This window comes from Bacillus sp. FSL K6-1145, from assembly GCF_038003425.1.
Taxonomy (GTDB): domain Bacteria; phylum Bacillota; class Bacilli; order Bacillales; family Bacillaceae; genus Bacillus; species Bacillus pumilus.
Genome location: NZ_JBBOPC010000001.1, coordinates 1,841,356 through 1,866,509, shown reverse-complemented (window position 1 = coordinate 1,866,509; position 25,154 = coordinate 1,841,356). Strand labels below are relative to the sequence as shown.

At 49.8% G+C, this 25,154-nt stretch carries 19 protein-coding genes and 4 pseudogenes; 7 read left to right on the top strand and 16 right to left on the bottom strand.

Annotated features, from left to right (window positions below):
* Window positions 1-35: 35 nt before the first annotated feature.
* Window positions 36-242 (top strand): annotated as a pseudogene (locus MHH41_RS09220) (transposase); the annotation flags it as partial.
* 94 nt (window positions 243-336) lie between these two features.
* On the opposite strand, the gene MHH41_RS09215 reads toward MHH41_RS09220, so the two are convergent.
* Entirely contained in the window at window positions 337-4,461 is a 4,125-nt protein-coding gene (locus MHH41_RS09215; RefSeq protein WP_340866673.1) for a beta strand repeat-containing protein, read from the bottom strand.
* 288 nt (window positions 4,462-4,749) lie between these two features.
* Between MHH41_RS09215 and MHH41_RS09210 the strand changes: the two are divergent.
* A pseudogene (locus MHH41_RS09210) lies at window positions 4,750-4,929 on the top strand (LLM class flavin-dependent oxidoreductase); the annotation flags it as partial.
* Between the two features lie 102 nt (window positions 4,930-5,031).
* Here MHH41_RS09210 and MHH41_RS18885 read toward each other — a convergent pair.
* The 10 genes and pseudogenes from MHH41_RS18885 to MHH41_RS09200 all read right to left on the bottom strand — a co-directional run bounded on the left by MHH41_RS18885 (window position 5,032) and on the right by MHH41_RS09200 (window position 15,983).
* A complete protein-coding gene (locus MHH41_RS18885; protein ID WP_445661619.1) occupies window positions 5,032-6,258 on the bottom strand; it encodes a hypothetical protein in 1,227 nt (408 codons plus the stop codon).
* 134 nt (window positions 6,259-6,392) lie between these two features.
* Entirely contained in the window at window positions 6,393-6,767 is a 375-nt protein-coding gene (locus tag MHH41_RS18880; RefSeq protein WP_445661612.1) for a hypothetical protein, read from the bottom strand.
* A gap of 30 nt (window positions 6,768-6,797) precedes the next feature.
* Window positions 6,798-7,001 (bottom strand): hypothetical protein, encoded by a 204-nt coding sequence (locus MHH41_RS18875; RefSeq protein WP_445661611.1) that lies wholly within the window; start codon window positions 6,999-7,001, stop codon window positions 6,798-6,800.
* Window positions 6,946-11,700: pseudogene (locus MHH41_RS18870) on the bottom strand (beta strand repeat-containing protein); the annotation flags it as partial. The gene MHH41_RS18875 and the pseudogene MHH41_RS18870, both read right to left, overlap by 56 nt.
* 254 nt (window positions 11,701-11,954) lie before the next feature.
* The gene (locus MHH41_RS18865; RefSeq protein WP_445661610.1) at window positions 11,955-12,239 is read right to left on the bottom strand and encodes a hypothetical protein; all 285 of its coding nucleotides are present in this window, start codon (window positions 12,237-12,239) and stop codon (window positions 11,955-11,957) included.
* Between the two features lie 30 nt (window positions 12,240-12,269).
* Entirely contained in the window at window positions 12,270-12,734 is a 465-nt protein-coding gene (locus MHH41_RS18860; RefSeq protein ID WP_445661609.1) for a hypothetical protein, read from the bottom strand.
* A 30-nt stretch (window positions 12,735-12,764) separates the two neighbouring features.
* Complete coding sequence (locus MHH41_RS18855) at window positions 12,765-13,229, bottom strand: hypothetical protein (protein WP_445661608.1); 465 nt, start codon at window positions 13,227-13,229, stop codon at window positions 12,765-12,767.
* Window positions 13,230-13,565: 336 nt separating this feature from the next.
* Window positions 13,566-13,778, bottom strand: coding sequence for a hypothetical protein (locus MHH41_RS18850; RefSeq protein WP_445661607.1), 213 nt, complete (start codon window positions 13,776-13,778; stop codon window positions 13,566-13,568).
* A 309-nt stretch (window positions 13,779-14,087) separates the two neighbouring features.
* Window positions 14,088-15,816, bottom strand: a pseudogene (locus MHH41_RS18845) (hypothetical protein); the annotation flags it as partial.
* Entirely contained in the window at window positions 15,753-15,983 is a 231-nt protein-coding gene (locus MHH41_RS09200) for a hypothetical protein (protein WP_340866209.1), read from the bottom strand. The gene MHH41_RS09200 and the pseudogene MHH41_RS18845, both read right to left, overlap by 64 nt.
* 2 nt (window positions 15,984-15,985) lie before the next feature.
* Here MHH41_RS09200 and MHH41_RS09195 point away from each other — a divergent pair, with 2 nt between their 5' ends.
* Both MHH41_RS09195 and MHH41_RS09190 read left to right on the top strand, forming a co-directional pair.
* On the top strand, window positions 15,986-16,219 hold the full coding sequence (locus MHH41_RS09195) for a hypothetical protein (RefSeq protein WP_340866206.1): 234 nt from the start codon (window positions 15,986-15,988) through the stop codon (window positions 16,217-16,219).
* 377 nt (window positions 16,220-16,596) lie between these two features.
* A complete protein-coding gene (locus MHH41_RS09190; protein ID WP_106028836.1) occupies window positions 16,597-17,616 on the top strand; it encodes an LLM class flavin-dependent oxidoreductase in 1,020 nt (339 codons plus the stop codon).
* A gap of 38 nt (window positions 17,617-17,654) precedes the next feature.
* Here the strand turns inward: MHH41_RS09190 and MHH41_RS09185 are convergent, their stop codons facing one another.
* Window positions 17,655-18,275 (bottom strand): acetate uptake transporter, encoded by a 621-nt coding sequence (locus MHH41_RS09185; protein ID WP_050944818.1) that lies wholly within the window; start codon window positions 18,273-18,275, stop codon window positions 17,655-17,657.
* Window positions 18,276-18,418: 143 nt separating this feature from the next.
* Here MHH41_RS09185 and MHH41_RS09180 point away from each other — a divergent pair, with 143 nt between their 5' ends.
* Window positions 18,419-19,240 carry a uroporphyrinogen-III synthase gene (locus MHH41_RS09180; RefSeq protein ID WP_340866203.1) on the top strand — a complete coding sequence of 274 codons (822 nt, stop codon included), beginning with the start codon at window positions 18,419-18,421 and terminating at the stop codon, window positions 19,238-19,240.
* A gap of 40 nt (window positions 19,241-19,280) precedes the next feature.
* On the opposite strand, the gene MHH41_RS09175 is transcribed toward MHH41_RS09180, so the two are convergent.
* Complete coding sequence (locus MHH41_RS09175; RefSeq protein ID WP_050944820.1) at window positions 19,281-19,883, bottom strand: DedA family protein; 603 nt, start codon at window positions 19,881-19,883, stop codon at window positions 19,281-19,283.
* Window positions 19,884-20,173: 290 nt separating this feature from the next.
* Between MHH41_RS09175 and MHH41_RS09170 the strand changes: the two genes are divergently transcribed.
* Window positions 20,174-20,404: an excisionase family DNA-binding protein gene (locus MHH41_RS09170; RefSeq protein ID WP_050944821.1), complete on the top strand. Its 231-nt coding sequence runs from the start codon at window positions 20,174-20,176 to the stop codon at window positions 20,402-20,404.
* Window positions 20,405-20,424: 20 nt separating this feature from the next.
* Window positions 20,425-21,405, top strand: coding sequence for a hypothetical protein (locus MHH41_RS09165; RefSeq protein WP_340866201.1), 981 nt, complete (start codon window positions 20,425-20,427; stop codon window positions 21,403-21,405).
* 12 nt (window positions 21,406-21,417) lie between these two features.
* On the opposite strand, the gene MHH41_RS09160 is transcribed toward MHH41_RS09165, so the two are convergent.
* Genes MHH41_RS09160 through MHH41_RS09150 form a run of 3 tightly spaced genes read right to left on the bottom strand, consistent with a single transcriptional unit; the run spans window position 21,418 to window position 25,115 of the window.
* Window positions 21,418-22,518 (bottom strand): Ger(x)C family spore germination protein, encoded by a 1,101-nt coding sequence (locus tag MHH41_RS09160; protein ID WP_335356014.1) that lies wholly within the window; start codon window positions 22,516-22,518, stop codon window positions 21,418-21,420.
* Window positions 22,515-23,615, bottom strand: a complete 1,101-nt coding sequence (locus tag MHH41_RS09155) for a GerAB/ArcD/ProY family transporter (RefSeq protein WP_003212426.1) — start codon at window positions 23,613-23,615, stop codon at window positions 22,515-22,517. The genes MHH41_RS09160 and MHH41_RS09155 overlap by 4 nt, the downstream gene beginning before the upstream one ends.
* A 12-nt stretch (window positions 23,616-23,627) precedes the next feature.
* Window positions 23,628-25,115, bottom strand: a complete 1,488-nt coding sequence (locus MHH41_RS09150) for a spore germination protein (protein WP_050945456.1) — start codon at window positions 25,113-25,115, stop codon at window positions 23,628-23,630.
* Window positions 25,116-25,154: the final 39 nt, after the last annotated feature.

Sequence of the window (25,154 nt, the reverse complement as noted above, 5' to 3'; positions counted from 1 at the left end):
CTTTATTTTTTTCTTAGATATTTTCCATCTCTTTCCTTGAGAGCTGTACAAGATCGAAAAATCATCAAAAAGTGATCTCCAGACATGTATGGGAGAGGAACACAAGAAAAGATCAGACAAAATCGTCTGTCTGCCTCTGGAAAAGAGCTATATAAAAAAAGAAAAGAAAAATAGAGCGAAGCCTTGCAGATTCAAAACAACTGCATGGGCTTCGCTATTGCCGGTTGAGAGGAAAACAAAACGTGTGTGGGATGCCTTTTTTATTCAACCTAACGATTGTAGAAAAACATGAGTTTCTCTACAATCTGAAGGCTAAAGTAGCCCTTCTTTTTTTCGTTAACTGAGTCTTATGATTGTTAGGGATGCCCCGGTTGCACCTCCACCAATTAAAATAGCTGTTACAACTGCCCCAAACAATTGCAATGATATCGTATTTCCAGCAGTTAAATTCACAATCAATGTGTTACTGATAAATGTGGTTGAGACCACCGGTGATTGAATAGAACCTGGGATGACAGTGGCTCCATTAAGAAGTAGCCGTGCACTAACTAAAAGTGCAACTGTTGTATTAATTTGGTATGTGATATAGTATTTACCTGTTTGTTGTACAGTAAAAGTATCATTTGAACCATTCGGTGCAAATCCATTGATATTTTGATTACTTGGTAAAGCAATGTTCGTACCACCAAGAACAGTAATGATTGTAGGCCCCGTTGTATTTCCGGCATAAAGAGCCGTTTGAGTTGGACCAGTAGGCCCAGTGGCTCCAGTAGGCCCGGTATCTCCGGTTGCACCAGTAGCTCCAGTAGGACCGGTAGCTCCAGTAGGACCGGTAGCTCCAGTAGGACCAGTAACTCCCGTTGGACCAGTATCACCAGTCGCACCAGTAACTCCCGTTGGACCAGTATCACCAGTCGCACCAGTGGCTCCAGTAGGACCAGTTGCACCAGTAGGGCCAGTATCTCCCGTTGGACCAGTGGCTCCAGTAGGACCAGTATCTCCGGTTACACCAGTGGCTCCAGTAGGACCGGTAACTCCAGTGGCACCAGTAACTCCAGTAGGACCAGTAACTCCGGTTGCTCCGGTTGCTCCAGTAGCTCCAGTAGGGCCGGTATCTCCAGTAGGCCCGGTATCACCAGTCGCACCAGTAACTCCAGTGGCTCCCGTTGGACCAGTTGCACCAGTAGGGCCAGTATCTCCCGTTGGACCAGTGGCTCCGGTAGGACCAGTATCTCCGGTTACACCAGTGGCTCCAGTAGGACCGGTAACTCCAGTGGCACCAGTAACTCCAGTAGGCCCGGTATCTCCGGTTACACCTGTTGGTCCAGTAGGACCGGTATCTCCAGTCGCACCAGTGGCTCCAGTAGGACCAGTGTCTCCTGTTGCACCAGTGGCTCCAGTAGGACCAGTATCTCCGGTTACACCTGTTGGTCCAGTAGGACCGGTATCTCCAGTGGCACCAGTATCTCCAGTAGGCCCGGTATCACCAGTCGCACCAGTAGCACCAGTAGCACCAGTAACTCCAGTAGGCCCGGTATCTCCAGTAGGACCAGTATCTCCGGTTGCTCCAGTAGGACCGGTATCACCAGTGGCACCAGTAACTCCGGTTGCACCAGTAACTCCAGTAGGACCAGTATCTCCGGTTGCACCAGTAACTCCAGTAGGACCAGTATCTCCGGTTACACCAGTAACTCCAGTAGGACCAGTATCTCCGGTTACACCTGTTGGTCCAGTAGGACCGGTATCTCCAGTCGCACCAGTAACTCCAGTAGGACCAGTATCTCCGGTTGCTCCAGTAGGCCCGGTATCTCCAGTCGCACCAGTCGCACCAGTAACTCCAGTAGGCCCGGTATCTCCAGTAGGGCCGGTATCTCCGGTTGCACCTGTTGGTCCAGTAGGACCGGTATCTCCGGTTGCACCAGTGGCTCCAGTAGGACCAGTTGCACCAGTAGGGCCAGTATCTCCCGTTGGACCAGTGGCTCCAGTAGGACCAGTATCTCCGGTTACACCAGTGGCTCCAGTAGGACCGGTAACTCCAGTGGCACCAGTAACTCCAGTAGGACCAGTATCTCCGGTTGCTCCGGTTGCTCCAGTAGCTCCAGTAGGGCCGGTATCTCCAGTAGGCCCGGTATCACCAGTCGCACCAGTAACTCCAGTGGCTCCCGTTGGACCAGTTGCACCAGTAGGGCCAGTATCTCCCGTTGGACCAGTGGCTCCGGTAGGACCAGTATCTCCGGTTACACCAGTGGCTCCAGTAGGACCAGTATCTCCGGTTGCTCCGGTTGCTCCAGTAGCTCCAGTAGGGCCGGTATCTCCAGTAGGCCCGGTATCACCAGTCGCACCAGTAACTCCAGTGGCTCCCGTTGGACCAGTTGCACCAGTAGGGCCAGTATCTCCCGTTGGACCAGTGGCTCCGGTAGGACCAGTATCTCCGGTTACACCAGTGGCTCCAGTAGGACCAGTATCTCCGGTTGCTCCGGTTGCTCCAGTAGCTCCAGTAGGGCCGGTATCTCCAGTAGGCCCGGTATCACCAGTCGCACCAGTAACTCCAGTGGCTCCCGTTGGACCAGTTGCACCAGTAGGGCCAGTATCTCCCGTTGGACCAGTGGCTCCGGTAGGACCAGTATCTCCGGTTACACCAGTGGCTCCAGTAGGACCGGTAACTCCAGTGGCACCAGTAACTCCAGTAGGCCCGGTATCTCCGGTTACACCTGTTGGTCCAGTAGGACCGGTATCTCCAGTCGCACCAGTGGCTCCAGTAGGACCAGTGTCTCCTGTTGCACCAGTGGCTCCAGTAGGACCAGTATCTCCGGTTACACCTGTTGGTCCAGTAGGACCGGTATCTCCAGTCGCACCAGTATCTCCAGTAGGCCCGGTATCACCAGTCGCACCAGTATCACCAGTAGCACCAGTAACTCCAGTAGGCCCGGTATCTCCAGTCGCACCAGTCGCACCAGTAACTCCAGTAGGACCGGTAGCTCCGGTTGCACCTGTTGGTCCAGTAGGACCGGTATCTCCGGTTGCACCAGTGGCTCCCGTTGGACCAGTTGCACCAGTAGGGCCAGTATCTCCCGTTGGACCAGTGGCTCCAGTAGGACCAGTATCTCCGGTTACACCAGTGGCTCCAGTAGGACCGGTAGCTCCAGTAGGACCGGTAGCTCCAGTAGGACCAGTATCTCCCGTTGGACCAGTATCACCAGTCGCACCAGTAACTCCCGTTGGACCAGTATCACCGGTTGCACCAGTGGCTCCAGTAGGACCAGTTGCACCAGTAGGGCCAGTATCTCCCGTTGGACCAGTGGCTCCGGTAAGACCAGTATCTCCGGTTACACCAGTGGCTCCAGTAGGACCGGTATCTCCAGTAGGACCAGTATCTCCGGTTGCACCAGTAACTCCAGTAGGACCAGTATCTCCGGTTACACCTGTTGGTCCAGTAGGACCAGTATCTCCGGTTACACCTGTTGGTCCAGTAGGACCGGTATCTCCAGTCGCACCAGTAACTCCAGTAGGACCAGTATCTCCGGTTGCTCCAGTAGGCCCGGTATCTCCAGTAGGACCAGTATCTCCGGTTGCTCCAGTAGGACCGGTATCACCAGTCGCACCAGTAACTCCAGTAGGACCAGTATCTCCGGTTGCACCAGTAACTCCAGTAGGACCAGTATCTCCGGTTGCACCAGTAACTCCAGTAGGACCAGTATCTCCGGTTACACCTGTTGGTCCAGTAGGACCGGTATCTCCAGTATCACCAGTAACTCCAGTAGGGCCGGTAACTCCAGTATCACCAGTAACTCCAGTGGCACCAGTAGCTCCAGTAGGCCCGGTATCTCCAGTTGGACCAGTATCTCCGGTTGCTCCAGTATCTCCAGTAGGCCCGGTATCTCCAGTTGGACCAGTATCTCCGGTTGCACCAGTGGCTCCAGTAGGGCTGGTATCACCAGTAGCACCAGTAACTCCAGTAGGACCGGTGTCACCAGTAGCACCAGTAACTCCAGTAGGACCGGTATCTCCGGTTACACCAGTAACTCCAGTAGGACCGGTAGCTCCGGTTACACCTGTTGGTCCAGTTGGACCAGTAACTCCAGTAGGCCCGGTAGCTCCGGTTACACCTGTTGGTCCAGTTGGACCAGTATCACCAGTGACACCAGTAACTCCAGTAGGCCCGGTAGCTCCGGTTGCACCAGTGGCTCCAGTAGGCCTGGTAGCTCCAGTTGATCCTGCTGCAGCCAGTAATGTGTAGTCTAGGGAAGTATCTGGTGTACCTGTTGGTGGTGCAGTATTTACTACATACGTACTGCCATTAAAGGTCACTACTTGCCCTACTTGGTAAGTAGGGCTGATTACCGGATCAAACGCTTCAATACCTGTTAACCCTGCACCAGTAGCTCCGGTTGCACCAGTTGGACCAGTAACTCCAGTAGGACCGGTAGCTCCGGTGGCTCCAGTAGGACCTCTTTTTACAATTTTATTATTTGTTTTTTTCCGTCCTTTTGCTTTAGCACAAGTGCTGTGATGTTTAACAACTTTGTTCTTTTTACATTCTCGTTTAAGAAGAGGGCAGTCATCAAATAGAGGTCTATCGTGACGAGATTTTCTGTAATGAGGTTGCCAATCATGCTTTTTTCCGCAAAAGGGACATTTGTTGTCGTACTGATTATACAAATTCCCCCATCTCCTACAAGTTAATATTTTATTCTATGTGGAAATTTAAAAAGCGGAATTAAGTTAAATGATATTTTTATTTCGAAGTTTATCGAATCAAATTATTTAAAAGTTAAATTGTTTTATGTAAATTTATCCTCTGTGACAGAAGGCGGCACTATTAAGGTATCTTTTGAACATAGTATGGATTTAGCAAAAAAGGCGGAGAAGTGGGGTTATCATAGATACTGGCTGGCGGAACACCATAATATGGAAGGTGCTGCTTTCTCTATTATAAAATGGGGGAATGGAAACTTTAAGGAAAAAAATAAAGCTGTCGAGATTTTCTCGACAGCCTGAACGCATAAAGGCCAAAGCCTTTATGCGTTTTGTTTATACATATATTACAGCATTTGCAGCTCGAGTATCTGTGTTAACAGTTGTTATATTTGACTGTGCTGTAATAATGATATTAACAGTATATACATTATTACCCGTACTAGTTACAGTATCAACGTAAGTGGTGGAAACTACAAAGCTTTGTGCCCCTGCGCCTGATCCCGATCTAAAGAAAGGAACTTCTGTTAACAATGTTCCGTTTCTCCTTAATCGAGTATTTCCACTTATACTATAATTCGCTGTAGTGTTAGCTGTAACATTTGCTGATAGGTCAATCTTTACTCTTTGACCACTTGTTACAGGAACTGTAAAAGTGAGTAATGTTATTTCTGAATTCAACGGAGGAAATACTTGCTGCTGTGTTGCTGTTTGGTCAAAGAAAATTTGTGAGGTTGGTCCAGTGGCTCCGGTAGATCCGGTTGAACCAGTGATACCAGTGGCGCCAGTAGGACCAGTAGCACCCGTGATGCCTGTCGCCCCAGTAGGACCAGTTGCACCCGTGATGCCTGTCGCCCCAGTAGGACCAGTTGCACCCGTGATGCCTGTTGCCCCAGTAGGACCAGTAGCACCCGTGATGCCTGTTGCCCCAGTAGGACCAGTTGCACCCGTGATACCAGTGGCGCCAGTAGGTCCAGTTGCACCCGTGATGCCTGTTGCCCCAGTAGGACCAGTAGCACCCGTGATACCAGTGGCGCCAGTAACTCCAGTAGGACCGGTAGCTCCGGTTACACCAGTGGCTCCAGTAGGACCAGTCGCACCAGTAACTCCAGTAGGACCGGTAGGACCGGTATCTCCGGTTGCACCAGTGGCTCCGGTAGATCCGGTTGAACCAGTGATACCAGTCGCCCCAGTAGGACCAGTAGCACCCGTGATACCAGTGGCGCCAGTAGGACCAGTAGCACCCGTGATGCCTGTCGCCCCAGTAGGACCAGTAGCACCCGTGATACCTGTCGCCCCAGTAGGACCAGTAGCACCCGTGATACCAGTCGCCCCAGTAGGACCAGTATCACCAGTGGCACCAGTAACTCCAGTAGGACCGGTAGCTCCGGTTACACCTGTTGGTCCAGTAGGACCAGTATCTCCGGTTGCACCAGTAACTCCCGTTGGACCGGTAGCTCCAGTTGATCCTGCTGCAGCCAGTAATGTGTAGTCTAGGGAAGTATCTGGTGTACCTGTCGGTGGTGCAGTATTTACTACATACGTACTGCCATTAAAGGTCACTACTTGCCCTACTTGGTAAGTAGGGCTGATTACCGGATCAAACGCTTCAATACCTGTTAACCCTGCACCAGTAGCTCCCGTTGGACCGGTATCTCCGGTCGCACCAGTAACTCCAGTAGGGCCGGTAGCTCCGGTTACACCAGTAACTCCAGTAGGACCGGTAGCTCCAGTGGCACCAGTATCACCAGTGGCTCCAGTTGGACCAGTATCACCAGTAACTCCAGTAGGACCGGTAACTCCGGTTGCACCAGTGGCTCCAGTAGGCCCGGTATCTCCGGTTGCACCAGTAACTCCAGTAGGGCCGGTATCTCCAGTGGCACCAGTGGCTCCAGTAGGACCAGTATCTCCGGTCGCACCAGTGGCTCCAGTAGGACCAGTATCTCCAGTATCTCCGGTTGCACCAGTGGCTCCAGTAGGCCCGGTATCACCAGTCGCACCAGTAACTCCAGTAGGCCCGGTATCTCCGGTTGCACCAGTAACTCCAGTAGGACCAGTATCACCAGTGGCACCAGTAACTCCAGTAGGGCCGGTAGCTCCGGTTACACCTGTTGGTCCAGTAGGACCGGTATCTCCAGTGGCTCCAGTTGGACCAGTATCACCAGTAACTCCAGTAGGCCCGGTATCTCCAGTGGCACCAGTGGCTCCAGTAGGACCAGTATCTCCGGTCGCACCAGTGGCTCCAGTAGGCCCGGTATCACCAGTCGCACCAGTAACTCCAGTAGGCCCGGTATCTCCGGTTGCACCAGTGGCTCCAGTAGGCCCGGTATCTCCGGTTACACCAGTAACTCCAGTAGGACCGGTAGCTCCAGTGGCACCAGTATCACCAGTGGCACCAGTAACTCCAGTAGGGCCGGTATCTCCGGTTGCACCTGTTGGTCCAGTAGGACCAGTATCACCAGTCGCACCAGTGGCTCCAGTTGGACCAGTATCACCAGTAACTCCAGTAGGACCGGTAACTCCGGTTGCACCAGTGGCTCCAGTAGGCCCGGTATCTCCGGTTGCACCAGTAACTCCAGTAGGGCCGGTATCTCCAGTGGCACCAGTGGCTCCAGTAGGACCAGTATCTCCGGTCGCACCAGTGGCTCCAGTAGGACCGGTATCTCCGGTTGCACCAGTGGCTCCAGTAGGACCGGTATCACCAGTCGCACCAGTAACTCCCGTTGGACCAGTATCACCAGTAACTCCAGTAGGCCCGGTATCTCCGGTTGCACCAGTGGCTCCAGTAGGACCGGTATCTCCGGTTGCACCAGTAACTCCAGTAGGCCCGGTATCTCCGGTTACACCAGTAACTCCAGTAGGACCGGTAGCTCCAGTGGCACCAGTATCACCAGTGGCACCAGTAACTCCAGTAGGGCCGGTATCTCCGGTTGCACCTGTTGGTCCAGTAGGACCAGTATCACCAGTCGCACCAGTGGCTCCAGTTGGACCAGTATCACCAGTAACTCCAGTAGGACCGGTAACTCCGGTTGCACCAGTGGCTCCAGTAGGGCCGGTATCTCCGGTTGCACCAGTAACTCCAGTAGGGCCGGTATCTCCAGTGGCACCAGTGGCTCCAGTAGGACCAGTATCTCCGGTCGCACCAGTGGCTCCAGTTGGACCAGTATCACCAGTGGCACCAGTAACTCCAGTAGGGCCGGTAGCTCCGGTTACACCTGTTGGTCCAGTAGGACCAGTATCACCAGTAACTCCCGTTGGACCGGTATCACCAGTGGCACCAGTAACTCCAGTAGGGCCGGTATCTCCGGTTGCACCTGTTGGTCCAGTAGGACCAGTATCACCAGTGGCTCCAGTAGGCCCGGTAGCTCCAGTGGCACCAGTATCACCAGTGGCACCAGTAACTCCAGTAGGGCCGGTATCTCCGGTTGCACCTGTTGGTCCAGTAGGACCAGTATCACCAGTCGCACCAGTGGCTCCAGTTGGACCAGTATCACCAGTAACTCCAGTAGGACCGGTAACTCCGGTTGCACCAGTGGCTCCAGTAGGCCCGGTATCTCCGGTTGCACCAGTAACTCCAGTAGGGCCGGTATCTCCAGTGGCACCAGTGGCTCCAGTAGGACCAGTATCTCCGGTCGCACCAGTGGCTCCAGTTGGACCAGTATCACCAGTGGCACCAGTAACTCCAGTAGGGCCGGTAGCTCCGGTTACACCTGTTGGTCCAGTAGGACCAGTATCACCAGTAACTCCCGTTGGACCGGTATCACCAGTGGCACCAGTAACTCCCGTTGGACCGGTATCACCAGTGGCACCAGTAACTCCAGTAGGGCCGGTATCTCCGGTTGCACCTGTTGGTCCAGTAGGACCAGTATCACCAGTGGCTCCAGTAGGCCCGGTATCTCCGGTTGCACCAGTAACTCCAGTAGGACCGGTAACTCCGGTTGCACCAGTGGCTCCAGTAGGCCCGGTATCACCAGTGGCACCAGTAACTCCAGTAGGGCCGGTATCTCCGGTTGCACCTGTTGGTCCAGTAGGACCAGTATCACCAGTCGCACCAGTGGCTCCAGTTGGACCAGTATCACCAGTAACTCCAGTAGGACCGGTAACTCCGGTTGCACCAGTGGCTCCAGTAGGCCCGGTATCTCCGGTTGCACCAGTAACTCCAGTAGGGCCGGTATCTCCAGTGGCACCAGTGGCTCCAGTAGGACCAGTATCTCCGGTCGCACCAGTGGCTCCAGTTGGACCAGTATCACCAGTGGCACCAGTAACTCCAGTAGGGCCGGTAGCTCCGGTTACACCTGTTGGTCCAGTAGGACCAGTATCACCAGTAACTCCCGTTGGACCGGTATCACCAGTGGCACCAGTAACTCCAGTAGGGCCGGTATCTCCGGTTGCACCTGTTGGTCCAGTAGGACCAGTATCACCAGTGGCTCCAGTAGGCCCGGTATCTCCGGTTGCACCAGTAACTCCAGTAGGACCGGTAACTCCGGTTGCACCAGTGGCTCCAGTAGGCCCGGTATCACCAGTGGCACCAGTAACTCCAGTAGGGCCGGTATCTCCGGTTGCACCTGTTGGTCCAGTAGGACCAGTATCACCAGTCGCACCAGTGGCTCCAGTTGGACCAGTATCACCAGTAACTCCAGTAGGACCGGTAACTCCGGTTGCACCAGTGGCTCCAGTAGGCCCGGTATCTCCGGTTGCACCAGTAACTCCAGTAGGGCCGGTATCTCCAGTGGCACCAGTGGCTCCAGTAGGACCAGTATCTCCGGTCGCACCAGTGGCTCCAGTAGGACCGGTATCTCCGGTTGCACCTGTTGGTCCAGTAGGACCAGTATCTCCGGTCGCACCAGTGGCTCCAGTAGGGCCGGTATCTCCGGTTGCACCTGTTGGTCCAGTAGGACCAGTATCACCAGTCGCACCAGTGGCTCCAGTTGGACCAGTATCACCAGTAACTCCAGTAGGACCGGTAACTCCGGTTGCACCAGTGGCTCCAGTAGGCCCGGTATCTCCGGTTGCACCAGTAACTCCAGTAGGGCCGGTATCTCCAGTGGCACCAGTGGCTCCAGTAGGACCAGTATCTCCGGTCGCACCAGTGGCTCCAGTAGGACCGGTATCTCCGGTTGCACCAGTGGCTCCAGTAGGACCGGTATCACCAGTCGCACCAGTAACTCCCGTTGGACCAGTATCACCAGTAACTCCAGTAGGCCCGGTATCTCCGGTTGCACCAGTGGCTCCAGTAGGACCGGTATCTCCGGTTGCACCAGTAACTCCAGTAGGCCCGGTATCTCCGGTTACACCAGTAACTCCAGTAGGACCGGTAGCTCCAGTGGCACCAGTATCACCAGTGGCACCAGTAACTCCAGTAGGGCCGGTATCTCCGGTTGCACCTGTTGGTCCAGTAGGACCAGTATCACCAGTCGCACCAGTGGCTCCAGTTGGACCAGTATCACCAGTAACTCCAGTAGGACCGGTAACTCCGGTTGCACCAGTGGCTCCAGTAGGCCCGGTATCTCCGGTTGCACCAGTAACTCCAGTAGGGCCGGTATCTCCAGTGGCACCAGTGGCTCCAGTAGGACCAGTATCTCCGGTCGCACCAGTGGCTCCAGTAGGACCGGTATCTCCGGTTGCACCTGTTGGTCCAGTAGGACCAGTATCTCCGGTCGCACCAGTGGCTCCAGTAGGGCCGGTATCTCCGGTTGCACCTGTTGGTCCAGTAGGACCAGTATCACCAGTCGCACCAGTGGCTCCAGTTGGACCAGTATCACCAGTAACTCCAGTAGGACCGGTAACTCCGGTTGCACCAGTGGCTCCAGTAGGCCCGGTATCTCCGGTTGCACCAGTAACTCCAGTAGGGCCGGTATCTCCAGTGGCACCAGTGGCTCCAGTAGGACCAGTATCTCCGGTCGCACCAGTGGCTCCAGTAGGACCGGTATCTCCGGTTGCACCAGTGGCTCCAGTAGGACCGGTATCACCAGTCGCACCAGTAACTCCCGTTGGACCAGTATCACCAGTAACTCCAGTAGGCCCGGTATCTCCGGTTGCACCAGTGGCTCCAGTAGGACCGGTATCTCCGGTTGCACCAGTAACTCCAGTAGGCCCGGTATCTCCGGTTACACCAGTAACTCCAGTAGGACCGGTAGCTCCAGTGGCACCAGTATCACCAGTGGCACCAGTAACTCCAGTAGGGCCGGTATCTCCGGTTGCACCAGTAACTCCAGTAGGACCGGTATCTCCGGTTGCACCAGTAACTCCAGTATCACCAGTAACTCCCGTTGGACCGGTATCTCCGGTTGCACCAGTGGCTCCAGTAGGGCCGGTATCTCCAGTAGGACCGGTAACTCCGGTTGCACCAGTAACTCCCGTTGGACCGGTAGCTCCAGTTGATCCTGCTGCAGCCAGTAATGTGTAGTCTAGGGAAGTATCTGGTGTACCTGTCGGTGGTGCAGTATTTACTACATACGTACTGCCATTAAAGGTCACTACTTGCCCTACTTGGTAAGTAGGGCTGATTACCGGATCAAACGCTTCAATACCTGTTAACCCTGCACCAGTAGCTCCCGTTGGACCAGTATCACCGGTTGCACCAGTGGCTCCAGTAGGACCGGTATCACCAGTCGCACCAGTAACTCCAGTGGCACCAGTAACTCCAGTAGGACCGGTAACTCCGGTTACACCTGTAGGTCCAGTAGGACCGGTATCTCCAGTGGCACCAGTATCTCCAGTAGGACCGGTAACTCCAGTGGCACCAGTAACTCCAGTAGGACCGGTAACTCCGGTTACACCTGTAGGTCCAGTAGGACCGGTATCTCCAGTGGCACCAGTATCTCCAGTAGGACCGGTAACTCCAGTGGCACCAGTAACTCCAGTAGGACCGGTAACTCCAGTGGCACCAGTAACTCCAGTAGCACCAGTATCTCCGGTTGCACCAGTGGCTCCAGTAGGACCAGTATCTCCGGTTGCACCTGTTGGTCCAGTAGAACCGGTATCTCCAGTAGGACCGGTATCTCCAGTAGGACCGGTATCTCCGGTTGCACCAGTGGCTCCAGTAGGGCCGGTATCTCCAGTAGGACCGGTATCTCCGGTTGCACCAGTGGCTCCCGTTGGACCAGTATCACCGGTTGCACCAGTGGCTCCCGTTGGACCAGTATCTCCGGTTGCACCAGTGGCTCCAGTAGGACCAGTATCTCCGGTTGCACCTGTTGGTCCAGTAGAACCGGTATCTCCAGTGGCACCAGTAACTCCAGTAGGACCGGTAACTCCGGTTACACCTGTTGGTCCAGTAGGACCGGTATCTCCAGTGGCACCAGTGGCTCCAGTAGGACCAGTATCTCCGGTTGCACCAGTGGCTCCAGTTGGACCAGTATCACCAGTAACTCCAGTAGGACCGGTAACTCCGGTTGCACCAGTGGCTCCAGTAGGGCCGGTATCTCCGGTTGCACCAGTAACTCCAGTAGGGCCGGTATCTCCAGTGGCACCAGTGGCTCCAGTAGGACCAGTATCTCCGGTCGCACCAGTGGCTCCAGTTGGACCAGTATCACCAGTGGCACCAGTAACTCCAGTAGGGCCGGTAGCTCCGGTTACACCTGTTGGTCCAGTAGGACCAGTATCACCAGTAACTCCCGTTGGACCGGTATCACCAGTGGCACCAGTAACTCCAGTAGGGCCGGTATCTCCGGTTGCACCTGTTGGTCCAGTAGGACCAGTATCACCAGTGGCTCCAGTAGGCCCGGTAGCTCCAGTGGCACCAGTATCACCAGTGGCACCAGTAACTCCAGTAGGGCCGGTATCTCCGGTTGCACCTGTTGGTCCAGTAGGACCAGTATCACCAGTCGCACCAGTGGCTCCAGTTGGACCAGTATCACCAGTAACTCCAGTAGGACCGGTAACTCCGGTTGCACCAGTGGCTCCAGTAGGGCCGGTATCTCCGGTTGCACCAGTAACTCCAGTAGGGCCGGTATCTCCAGTGGCACCAGTGGCTCCAGTAGGACCAGTATCTCCGGTCGCACCAGTGGCTCCAGTTGGACCAGTATCACCAGTGGCACCAGTAACTCCAGTAGGGCCGGTAGCTCCGGTTACACCTGTTGGTCCAGTAGGACCAGTATCACCAGTAACTCCCGTTGGACCGGTATCACCAGTGGCACCAGTAACTCCCGTTGGACCGGTATCACCAGTGGCACCAGTAACTCCAGTAGGGCCGGTATCTCCGGTTGCACCTGTTGGTCCAGTAGGACCAGTATCACCAGTGGCTCCAGTAGGCCCGGTATCTCCGGTTGCACCAGTAACTCCAGTAGGACCGGTAACTCCGGTTGCACCAGTGGCTCCAGTAGGCCCGGTATCACCAGTGGCACCAGTAACTCCAGTAGGGCCGGTATCTCCGGTTGCACCTGTTGGTCCAGTAGGACCAGTATCACCAGTCGCACCAGTGGCTCCAGTTGGACCAGTATCACCAGTAACTCCAGTAGGACCGGTAACTCCGGTTGCACCAGTAACTCCAGTATCACCAGTAACTCCAGTAGGACCGGTAACTCCGGTTGCACCAGTAACTCCCGTTGGACCGGTAGCTCCAGTTGATCCTGCTGCAGCCAGTAATGTGTAGTCTAGGGAAGTATCTGGTGTACCTGTCGGTGGTGCAGTATTTACTACATACGTACTGCCATTAAAGGTCACTACTTGCCCTACTTGGTAAGTAGGGCTGATTACCGGATCAAACGCTTCAATACCTGTTAACCCTGCACCAGTAGCTCCCGTTGGACCGGTATCTCCAGTTACACCTGTAGGTCCAGTAGGACCAGTATCTCCGGTCGCACCAGTGGCTCCAGTAGGACCAGTATCACCAGTCGCACCAGTAACTCCAGTAGGGCCGGTAGCTCCGGTTACACCTGTTGGTCCAGTAGGACCGGTATCTCCAGTGGCTCCAGTTGGACCAGTATCTCCGGTCGCACCAGTGGCTCCAGTTGGACCAGTATCTCCGGTTGCACCAGTGGCTCCAGTAGGCCCAGTAACTCCAGTAGGACCGGTATCTCCGGTTGCACCAGTGGCTCCAGTAGGGCCGGTATCTCCAGTAGGACCGGTAACTCCGGTTGCACCAGTAACTCCCGTTGGACCGGTAGCTCCAGTTGATCCTGCTGCAGCCAGTAATGTGTAGTCTAGGGAAGTATCTGGTGTACCTGTCGGTGGTGCAGTATTTACTACATACGTACTGCCATTAAAGGTCACTACTTGCCCTACTTGGTAAGTAGGGCTGATTACCGGATCAAACGCTTCAATACCTGTTAACCCTGCACCAGTAGCTCCCGTTGGACCAGTATCACCGGTTGCACCAGTGGCTCCAGTAGGACCGGTATCACCAGTCGCACCAGTAACTCCAGTGGCACCAGTAACTCCAGTAGGACCGGTAACTCCGGTTACACCTGTAGGTCCAGTAGGACCGGTATCTCCAGTGGCACCAGTATCTCCAGTAGGACCGGTAACTCCAGTGGCACCAGTAACTCCAGTAGGACCGGTAACTCCGGTTACACCTGTAGGTCCAGTAGGACCGGTATCTCCAGTGGCACCAGTATCTCCAGTAGGACCGGTAACTCCAGTGGCACCAGTAACTCCAGTAGGACCGGTAACTCCAGTGGCACCAGTAACTCCAGTAGCACCAGTATCTCCGGTTGCACCAGTGGCTCCAGTAGGACCAGTATCTCCGGTTGCACCTGTTGGTCCAGTAGAACCGGTATCTCCAGTAGGACCGGTATCTCCAGTAGGACCGGTATCTCCGGTTGCACCAGTGGCTCCAGTAGGGCCGGTATCTCCAGTAGGACCGGTATCTCCGGTTGCACCAGTGGCTCCCGTTGGACCAGTATCACCGGTTGCACCAGTGGCTCCCGTTGGACCAGTATCTCCGGTTGCACCAGTGGCTCCAGTAGGACCAGTATCTCCGGTTGCACCTGTTGGTCCAGTAGAACCGGTATCTCCAGTGGCACCAGTAACTCCAGTAGGACCGGTATCTCCGGTTGCACCAGTGGCTCCAGTAGGGCCGGTAGCTCCAGTCGCACCAGTAACTCCAGTAGGACCGGTATCTCCAGTAGCACCAGTAACTCCAGTAGGGCCGGTATCTCCGGTTGCACCAGTGGCTCCAGTAGGACCGGTATCTCCAGTGGCACCAGTGGCTCCCGTTGGACCAGTATCTCCGGTCGCACCAGTGGCTCCAGTAGGACCGGTATCACCGGTTGCACCAGTAACTCCAGTAGGACCGGTATCACCGGTTGCACCAGTAACTCCAGTAGGACCGGTAACTCCGGTTACACCTGTTGGTCCAGTAGGACCGGTATCACCGGTTGCACCAGTAACTCCAGTAGGGCCGGTATCACCAGTCGCACCAGTAACTCCAGTAGGACCGGTATCACCGGTTGCACCAGTAACTCCAGTAGGACCGGTATCTCCGGTTGCACCAGTGGCTCCAGTAGGACCGGTAACTCCAGTGGCACCAGTGGCACCAGTGGCTCCCGTTGGACCAGTATCACCGGTTGCACCAGTGGCTCCAGTAGGGCCGGTATCTCCAGTAGGACCGGTATCTCCGGTTGCACCAGTGGCTCCAGTAGGACCGGTATCACCGGTTGCACCAGTAACTCCAGTAGGACCGGTATCTCCGGTTGCACCAGTAACTCCAGTAGGGCCGGTATCACCGGTTGCACCAGTAGCTCCAGTAGGACCGGTATCTCCGGTTACACCTGTTACACCTGTTGGTCCAGTAGGACCGGTATCACCGGTTGCACCAGTAACTCCAGTAGGACCGGTATCTCCGGTTGCACCTGTTGGTCCAGTAGGACCAGTATCTCCGGTTGCACCAGTAACTCCCGTTGGACCGGTATCTCCAGTTGATCCTGCTGCAGCCAGTAATGTGTAGTCTAGGGAAGTATCTGGTGTACCTGTCGGTGGTGCAGTATTTACTACATACGTACTGCCATTAAAGGTCACTACTTGCCCTACTTGGTAAGTAGGGCTGATTACCGGATCAAACGCTTCAATACCTGTTAACCCTGCACCAGTAGCTCCCGTTGGACCGGTATCTCCAGTTACACCTGTAGGTCCAGTAGGACCAGTATCTCCGATCGCACCAGTGGCTCCAGTAGGACCAGTATCTCCGATCGCACCAGTGGCTCCAGTAGGGCCGGTATCTCCAGTTGGACCAGTAACTCCAGTAGCACCAGTAACTCCAGTAGGGCCGGTATCTCCGGTTGCACCAGTGGCTCCAGTTGGACCGGTATCACCAGTAGTACCTGTTGGTCCAGTAGAACCGGTATCACCAGTGGCTCCAGTAACTCCAGTAGGCCCGGTATCTCCGGTTACACCTGTAGGTCCAGTAGGGCCAGTATCTCCCGTTACACCAGTGGCTCCAGTAGGCCCGGTATCTCCAGTTACACCTGTAGGTCCAGTAGGACCAGTATCTCCGGTTAGACCAGTGGCACCGGTTGCCCCAGTAGCGCCAGCAGGTCCGGTGGGTCCTATAGGCCCAGCGGGACCTCTTCGTCCAACCCTTTGAATTGGTTTTGATTGTTTTTCTCCTTTTGCACTGTGACAGAGAGGATTTCCTTGAGGTCTATTTTGTTTCGAAAGTTCTTGTTTGATAAATGGACAGTCTCTTCTTTGAGAACGGTCATGACGTGATCTTTTGTAATGAGGCTGTTCATGATATTTACCGCAAAAGGGACATTTGTGATCGAATTGATTGTACAAATTGCCCATCTCCTAAAATTGATATTTCATTCTATGTGCAAATTTTTAAATTGGAAGTAAAACCTAGAAAATCATCATTTCGAAAATCATCGAATCAAATCATTTAAATGTTTGATGATTTTATGTTATGGTGTTGAAAGTATGAAACTAGTATGATTTTTGACAGAAATGGGGACATCATTTATGAGTCAATCAGTTTTACAGCGTACAGCTTATTCCGTTTTAAATTTATCCTCTGTGACAGAAGGAGGCTCCATTAAGGAATCTTTTGAACATAGTATGGATTTAGCAAAAAAGGCGGAGAAGTGGGGTTATCATAGATACTGGCTGGCAGAACACCATAATATGGAAGGTGTTGCAAGTTCAGCAACGTCCGTTTTAATTGGGTATATTGCTGGCGGAACCGAAAAAATTCGAGTAGGATCTGGTGGAATTATGCTGCCAAACCACTCTTCACTTGTCATTGCTGAACAATTCGGCACACTTGAGACATTATATCCGGGGAGAATTGATTTAGGTCTTGGCAGAGCACCAGGGACAGATCAGTTAACGGCAAGGGCGCTTAGACGTAATCTTCATAATGGAGAAGATTTCCCTGAGCAGCTAGAAGAACTTCGGCAATATTTTAAACCAACTGGACAGGTCAAAAAACATGTAAGAGCCGTTCCGGGAGAGGGTCTAAACATTCCGATTTGGCTGCTTGGTTCAAGCGGTTTTAGCGCAAGACTTGCAGGAGAGCTTGGATTGCCATTTGCCTTTGCGGCACATTTTTCACCTAAAAATACAATTCCTGCTTTAGAGTTGTATAGACAGTCATTTAGACCTTCTGATGTGTTGAAAGAGCCTTATGCCATGGTGGGGGTGACAGCTTTTGCTGCAGATCAAACAGAGCGGGCTGAATATTTGGCAACCTCTCATTATCAGCGGTTTTTGAGTCTCATTCGAAATACTCCAGGAAAACTCAAAGCGCCTGTCGACAGTATGGACGGCCTTTGGAGTCCATATGAAAAAGCGATGGTGGATGAACAATTAAGTTCAACAATGATCGGGGATAAAGAAAAGGTGAAAAAAGAATTGGAAGCCTTTGTTGAAGCTACTCAAGCAGACGAAGTGATGATTAATTCGGATATGTTTGACCATCAAGAAAGAATGCGTTCATATGAAATCATCAGCGAGATCTTCCAAGAGGCACAAGAAAAATAAACATAAAAAAGAACTGCACAAAGCAGTTCTTTTTTTACTTATGCTTTTGTAAAAATACGAAATGGTTGTCCAATTGGCAGTACAGTACGGCCAAAATGAGTATTGAGAACAACTGCTGCTGAACCATAAAAAGAAAGCAGGGAAATGATCAATTCTGCAATACCGGCAATGGTATGAGTCACATCGTACATCACACCAAATGAGCTTAGGGAAAGACCAAGGAATAAGAAATCAATAAAGACGAAAATCAAAAATAATACTTTATGTGTTTCCATTGCACCAATCGTCATAAACAAGCTGAAAATTAAATATCCGATAAACGCAAAACCTAGTTGTTTTGGATCTGCTGCTTCCGCAAGCGTTTTCCCAAAAACGCCCGCTTGAATGAGCCAAGTCGTACCAACGCCCATCCAAAAAAGACCGAATGCGCCAAAGGCAGTGGCTCCAAAAATATTTTGATGCTTTGAATCTTGTATGGACGCGATCAGCTGCGCGATGCCTCCAAGGAAGATAGCCCAAGGTAAAATAAGGGAAGTGCCATCTGTAATTCCTAGTTTTTGTGAGGACGCAACGAGCGTCACCATTGCTAAACCAAACAAACCAAGTGGTGTTGGGTCTGCAATTGATAATCGATAAGCTTGAACATTCTGTTTTTCCATAATGACCTCCTACAATTTGCACTTACAAAAGATACTCGAATTAGATCGAAACGTCAAGCTCTTTTTTAGTAGACACTTGCAACGTCTTCCAAATAAATCTATATTTAATACATATCAAATGTGATAGAAAAAGAGGGATAAAATTGAGTAAAGGCTTAGCTGGAAAAACGATTGCCATTTGTGGAACGAGAAAAACAGAAGAAATGCGTACACTTGTCGAAAAGCAAGGGGGACAAGCCGTTATTCGTTCTCTTCAAGGAACCGTATTTTTAGCCAAAGAGGAGTTAAAGCCAGGCATTGAAACCTTTGTGAAAAAAGGCGCCGATTGGGTGATTTTAACAACGGGTATCGGGACTGATACATTAATTGAGAGTGCAGAAGAGCTTCATTTAGGGGAAGAATTTATGCACATTCTATCAAATGCACAGATCGCTTCAAGAGGATACAAAACCTATGCTGCACTCAAAAAACGCGGAATTCAGCCAGACGTATCTGATGAAGATGGAACGGTGCGTGACCTAATCTCAAAGCTTGAAGGCAAAGAGTTTCAAGGCAAACGTGTCATGGTGCAGCTGCACGGAGAAAACGCTCCGGCTCTCATGAAGTTTTTACATGACAAAGGGGCAGATGTATTGCCGCTTTTACCTTATCAGCACACACCACCTGAACCAGAAGCCGCAGAAACATTGCTTCAAGGAATGAAAGATGGAAAAGTCCAAGCCGTCTGTTTTACAACCGCTGTTCAGGTGCACGCCTTTTTCACACTAGCGGCAAAATGGGGAAGAAAAGAAGAACTCCAAGCGCTATTCGAGCAGCAAGTACTGGCAGTAGCTGTTGGAAAAGTCACAGCTGAAGCTTTAAAAGAAGAGGGAATTGACCGGATTCTCGCCCCGTCACTTGAGAGAATGGGTGCAATGATTATGGAATTATCTCAATATATGAAAAAACAATCCTTACACTCATAGAAAAAACGCCTTTCACTAGATCAGTGGAAGGCGCTTTTCATTAGATTGTCCGTTTTCGGTTCGTACGAATTTTTTTTAAGACGAAATAGAGAACGATTAGGACAATCGCAATGGCCATAATAGGAGTGGTATAAGCGTGAGCAACACTTTGAATGTGGTCCCACTTTGTCCCAAGCTGCATACCGAGATAGATAAATAAGATCGACCAAGGGATGGCTGCTAATCCTGTCAAGAGGACAAATTTCAAAAAAGGCATTTTGGCAATACCGGCTGGAATGGAGATGGCATGGCGGACAATAGGAATAAAGCGCGCTGTAAACACCACACCGGTTCCATATCGATCAAACCAGCGCTCTGCAGTGGCGATATGATGTTCATGGATGAATAAGTATTTCCCGTACTTTGTTAAAAAAGGTCTTCCGCCATAAAGACCGATCCAGTATATAAAACACTGTGCGAGCGTACCTCCGATGACGCCGGCGATAACAGCTCCAACAAAACCGATTGTTCCTGTTGACACCATATATCCGCCATAAGCAAGAACAATTTCGCTCGGAATGATTTCAATCATCAGACCTAGTGCTACACCTACATAACCAAGGCTTGTCAGCCAAGTTAAAATTTCATTAAACAAGGTTCCCATTCATTTCACTCTGCCTTTAAATACGAATTTTCTTCAAGCATTCATATAAAAGCCTATGCTTGTTTTGTTTCTCTCATGAGTCTGCTTTTCGCTTACCTCTCTGAAGGTCAAACCGAAAAACGCCCATCTAGCAAACTTTATCATACCATATTTGCTCGCACCTAGACGATCTACTTGCTGAACACTTGTTATCATGATATCAGGAAAGAAAATATGAACAGGCGGCTTCCGTTTTTTTCAACAGATCATGATATAATTTGTTAGATGAAACGAACGGGTGGTGCATAAACATGTATTTAACAATCGAAGAAACAGCTGAATACTTAGAAGTATCAGAGGCGTATATTGAGAAATTAATTCAGCAAAAAAAGATCCGTTTTGTATTTGACGGAGAATCATATCTCATTTATCAAGGACAGTTTCAAACGCATATGAAGCAGCTTGAACAATACAAAGAGCTCGTCCAAGAGATTTTAAATGAACCGATTCCTGAAGATCCAGATGTAAAGGATGAAGATTAGATTCAAAGGAAGTGAATGGAGTGGAAAAAGTCGTCTTATGTGAAGCCTGTCAAAAAAACGCAATGAATGTGGTAGAAGATACTGATGAACCGAAACAACCTTATCAATTATGTCAGCCGTGTCACAAGAGACTAATCAACAATTCTTTACGACCGATTGAATGGTATAACTTAGCCGTTCTCCATTCTCCTAAACAATTTTTACTGCATGATGACTTTTATGGAGAGGATGGACAGGCTTTGGATGGTGTCATCGTCACCAAAGAAGATAAAGCCCCCACATTACAAGACGTGCGGCAAGATTTGGCGTCTTTAATAGACTTCTCAATTACTAGGTGGTTTCTTGAGGATGATGTCTTTGATGCGCTGAAACAGCATGATCAGCAAAGGACCTTAGACTCTGTTCAAAGCCGGTTTGAGGAAACTCAGCATATCGAAGTGAAATCACGCATGTTAGAAATCGTGGCTGATGTTTTAGGTACATCTGCCGTTGGGTGGGTAAGGGAACTGGTGAATCAGGCTGACGAAGAATTTCTTTATCCACTTTCTTGGGCAGCGGCCAGCAGTTTGCCCGAAGATGAAGGTTTACAACATGTGATAGAGAAATTGAAATCGATCAGTGAAAAAGAATTACCGACAGCTGCTTTTATCTGTCTGTACCGTTTCCACTCTAACAAAGTATTAAATTGGATGGAGGTCACTTGCACTCATTTTCACGTTCATTGGGGAAGGCTGGCAGCTTTAAGCTGTCCAACCTGGGATAGAATGAAAACATGGCTAGACAAAGGAAGACCTTTCAGTTTAATTGCCCTTGAAACAATGACACACTGTGCTAAAGGGAATAGACCGGTCCTTGTGGAACAATGTTCACCTAAGATCCTTCACACAGATAAAAGTGAAGTAGAGAACACGTTAAATGACTATCTTCAAAAAGACTGCGTTCCAAGAGTCAAAACGAACGTGTCTACCATATTGAACAACAAAGAAGATATTTTCGAATAATTTCCAACTCCTTTATTGACTGACACCAGTTTGCACAATTTTCATATGGCATTTAACTTGTACATCCGCATCAGGATAGATTTCCTTCCATTTTTCTGGTGTCATAGCTTTGTCTTTTGATCGATACCTTAAGCCTAGCCCAAGCGGATCAATATGTTGCTTTTTAAAGGACTGAACAAGGTCTTGTCCTTGCTGGGCGACACGTTTTTCAACTTCTTTTTCGACTTGGTCCAATATATTCGGTTTATCAATTTTCTTGGACTTCATGAATTCTTTTAATTCGCCCTTCAGCTTGATATCAATCGTGATATGAGGCTTTTTTGTTAGGTTATTCGTTGGTTTGACCTGGTAGGACACATGTGATTTGATATTTTCAATGACGACATGGGTCTTTTCTTGATCAGCCAATTGAAACTCGTAGATACCATTTTTATGATTTTCAATCATCGCTTTAAATGTAAACGTGTCTTCTCCAGGGATATGACCGACCATTTTTTCCTGATCAAACAGAGCAACTCCTGTGACTTTAATGGCGTTGCTAGTTTTCTTGATGTAAGGCAGGTAAGCATCGACTCCTTTTGCCAGCATCTGATTCATGAAAATATGCTGATTAGTGACAGGTTGATTGCCATTTCGCATATTTTGGGACAACAGATCAGAGAGATACACACCTATATTTAAGTTCGTTTGATTCATTTTTGTATATAATAAATCTTCAACTTCTCCGCCTACAATCGCAAACACTTGGCGTGAACCAATGATAGGATCACGATAAATGTAATTCATTAAATCGATCATGCCGACTTCCTTTGCTAATTTTTCACTGACTAAAATAACGAGCACCTGACCCATGACGACTGGAAAAGGTGATTTTTCTGATACGAGAAACTGAATATTACTAATGGTATTTGACCTTGCGCTTAATATTTGATAACTTCCTTGCTCCTCACTTTTAAAGACAGGGAAGACAAAGAAGCCCTTCATTTCTCCATCTTCGATTAAATCAAATCCTGCCGCCTGAGAGATATTTAATTCATCTAAAAGGCGAGGCTGTGCACAGCTAGTTAAGAAGAGACTAAACAACATGAGACCCGTGAGTATATAACGTTTCATGCTCGTTTTTTCACCCACCTTTTTTTCAACATCAGTCCAATAACCATACAGACAATCAAGCCATATACAAGAAAGTATCCGCTATATTCCACCCATTGGTTAAATGTTTCAAAAGAAGTCGCCCCCGTAAAAAATGAAAACATGACCAGAATGAGGATGCTGAGCGCGATGAACGTGACGCGCTGGCTTGTATGAAGCACTTGTTTTGCCATTCGGCTCGCGGCCCACAGTGGAATCGCGATATTCGGAATGATTAAAAGCAGCCAAAGAGACACTTCGATAAATTCAAAGCGTTGGATAAACGGGAGCTTCACAATGCTTGTTAACGTTAACGTCGGCCATTTTGTTAATTTAAGCTGAGCACTTGAATAATACGCAATGGAGACGAGAAAGACGAGTAAATTTAAGCATGTCGTAAATAATGCCCCCATGTGAGCAAATTTTTGAGACGTCTGCGCATGTTTAATAAAGGGATAATAGACAAGCAGTGTGCCAAAACCAAACATGGATAATGAAGCATCTTTGACTCCCATCAACAGCTGCGAAAATGTATGATCAAACATCGGGAACATGAAACGAATGTGACTATATTTCATGGCATAAAAACAAATAAACGTCATCCAATACGTCAGTACAATACTAAAAAATGCCCATCCAGCAATCGTTCTAAACCCGCCGGTATGAATGTAATACACGAGCAGCAGAAGTACAGACGCAAACAATAGACCAGGAATTTCTTTAAACAGCCATACATGGATCACATCCATATAATGGACGAGAACGGTCAACGACAAAGAAGCAAAATATAAGATATAGAGAATGTTGAATAATTGCCCAACCCACTTGCCAAATACATATTGCGTGATATCACCAAATTCATCCGAAGGGGCCTTTTTAAACATCATGTACATAAGAAAGATCATGACATTGACACTGAAGCCAGAAATCAGAATGGCGATCCATCCATCATTATTCATAGAACGAACAAGGTTTGTTTGAAAGTTTAAAATGCCAACACCAACTTGATTAGCATTAACGAGAAAAAACACAAAAAAAGGGGAAACTTGAAATTTCTCTTTTACAGAAGAAGAACTCATGCTTTCACTTCCTTATTCATAAAAATCATTTTTCCCCTTACGGCCTTGCTTAGGCTTTTGCCGATGGATGGTTTCATTTTCCGGTCGTAAATTTTCCGGTCTTTTATTCAAAAAACGAAGCTGAGGGCGAATCAAACTGCCCTTTAGATCTGTCAGGCGCAGCGGAAAAATAGGCTCTAGATACGGACGTCCAATAGACGTTAATTTCATTAAATGGGTGAGAAGGAATGATCCCATCACTGCAATACCTAATGCACCCCACACCTGTGCCGCAAGTAGAAAGGGAAATCTCAGCAGCCGAATGGCACTGCCCATTTTGTAAATAGGGGTGACAAATGAGGCAAGAGCAGAAAGGGCAACAATAATGAGTAAAATATTACTTGTTAATCCTGCTGCCACAGCAGCCTGTCCAATGACAATCCCTCCAACAATCCCGAGCGTCTGACCGACTTTAGCCGGAAGCCTTGAACCCGCTTCTCTTAGTAATTCAATCGAAATCTCTAAAAATAGCGCCTCAATGATTGGAGGAAATGGAACAAGATAGCGGGAGGCCACAATGGTTTCTAATAAGTCTTTTGGAATTAGCTCATAATGAAACGTTAAAACGGCTACATATAAAGGTGTCGCAAAAATGGAAAATATCACAGCAAATATGCGTAACAGCCTAAAGCAAGAAGCCGCAATCCACGACATATTGTAGTCTTCCATAGTGGAAAAATACTCAAGTAAAATCGTCGGGGCAAGCAAGACATGAGGCGAGCCATCCACTAATATGGCAATTTTCCCTTCTGATAAACCTGAAGAGACGCGGTCGGGTCTTTCTGTATTTAAAAACAACGGAAAGATCGTATTGGACACATCATAAAGCATCTGTGCAAGGTAATTTGCATCTAAAATTTGATCAAAATCAATGTCTTCAATACGCTGGAGAACGGTTTCAATGTTTGTCGGATTAGCAATCTCTTCAATATATAACACCGCTACTTTTGTTTGCGAAAGCGTGCCAACCGTCTTTTCTGACACTTTCAGGTTCGGTGTCGGCAGCCGCCGTCTGACCAAATTTAAATTGGTATCCAAAACCTCCACAAATGCTTCCTGTGCACTAATAATGCCAAATTCTATCTCGGGCGGACCTACTTGTCTGCCTTTCTTTTCTTCAATCGGGATCAGAAGCGCTTTGCCCCAATCCGTTTCGAGCCGAATGGCCAAGTTACCTAAATGAAGCGCTTTTTCCACTTCCTGAAGATCGGTCGTGATGACGGACTGTTCAATGGGAATTCGTTCTTTCAGCTCCTCAAGAGTAGGGGTGAGATGTAATTCTTTCATGCAGGGCAAAATTTGTTCATGGAGTAGATGCCCATTAATTAAAGAACGAAAAAAAGAAATTCGATAAAGAAACCCTTCACTTCGTGACAACTCGTTTGTAAAATCAGAGGAACGTGACAATGCCTCAAATACTGAATTTGGGTCCTTTTGATGTTGTTTGTTTTTCTTCAGCACTTGAACCATCTCCTTCCGCAATTTGCCTCTATTATCCAA

Bases quoted from the DNA above. Each gene is read 5' to 3' on its own strand.
- MHH41_RS09190 (WP_106028836.1), top strand. From the start codon at position 16,597: ATGAGTCAATCAGTTTTACAGCGTACAGCTTATTCCGTTTTAAATTTA.
- MHH41_RS09185 (WP_050944818.1), bottom strand. From the start codon at position 18,275: ATGGAAAAACAGAATGTTCAAGCTTATCGATTATCAATTGCAGACCCA.
- MHH41_RS09175 (WP_050944820.1), bottom strand. From the start codon at position 19,883: ATGGGAACCTTGTTTAATGAAATTTTAACTTGGCTGACAAGCCTTGGT.
- MHH41_RS09170 (WP_050944821.1), top strand. From the start codon at position 20,174: ATGTATTTAACAATCGAAGAAACAGCTGAATACTTAGAAGTATCAGAG.
- MHH41_RS09160 (WP_335356014.1), bottom strand. From the start codon at position 22,518: ATGAAACGTTATATACTCACGGGTCTCATGTTGTTTAGTCTCTTCTTA.
- MHH41_RS09155 (WP_003212426.1), bottom strand. From the start codon at position 23,615: ATGAGTTCTTCTTCTGTAAAAGAGAAATTTCAAGTTTCCCCTTTTTTT.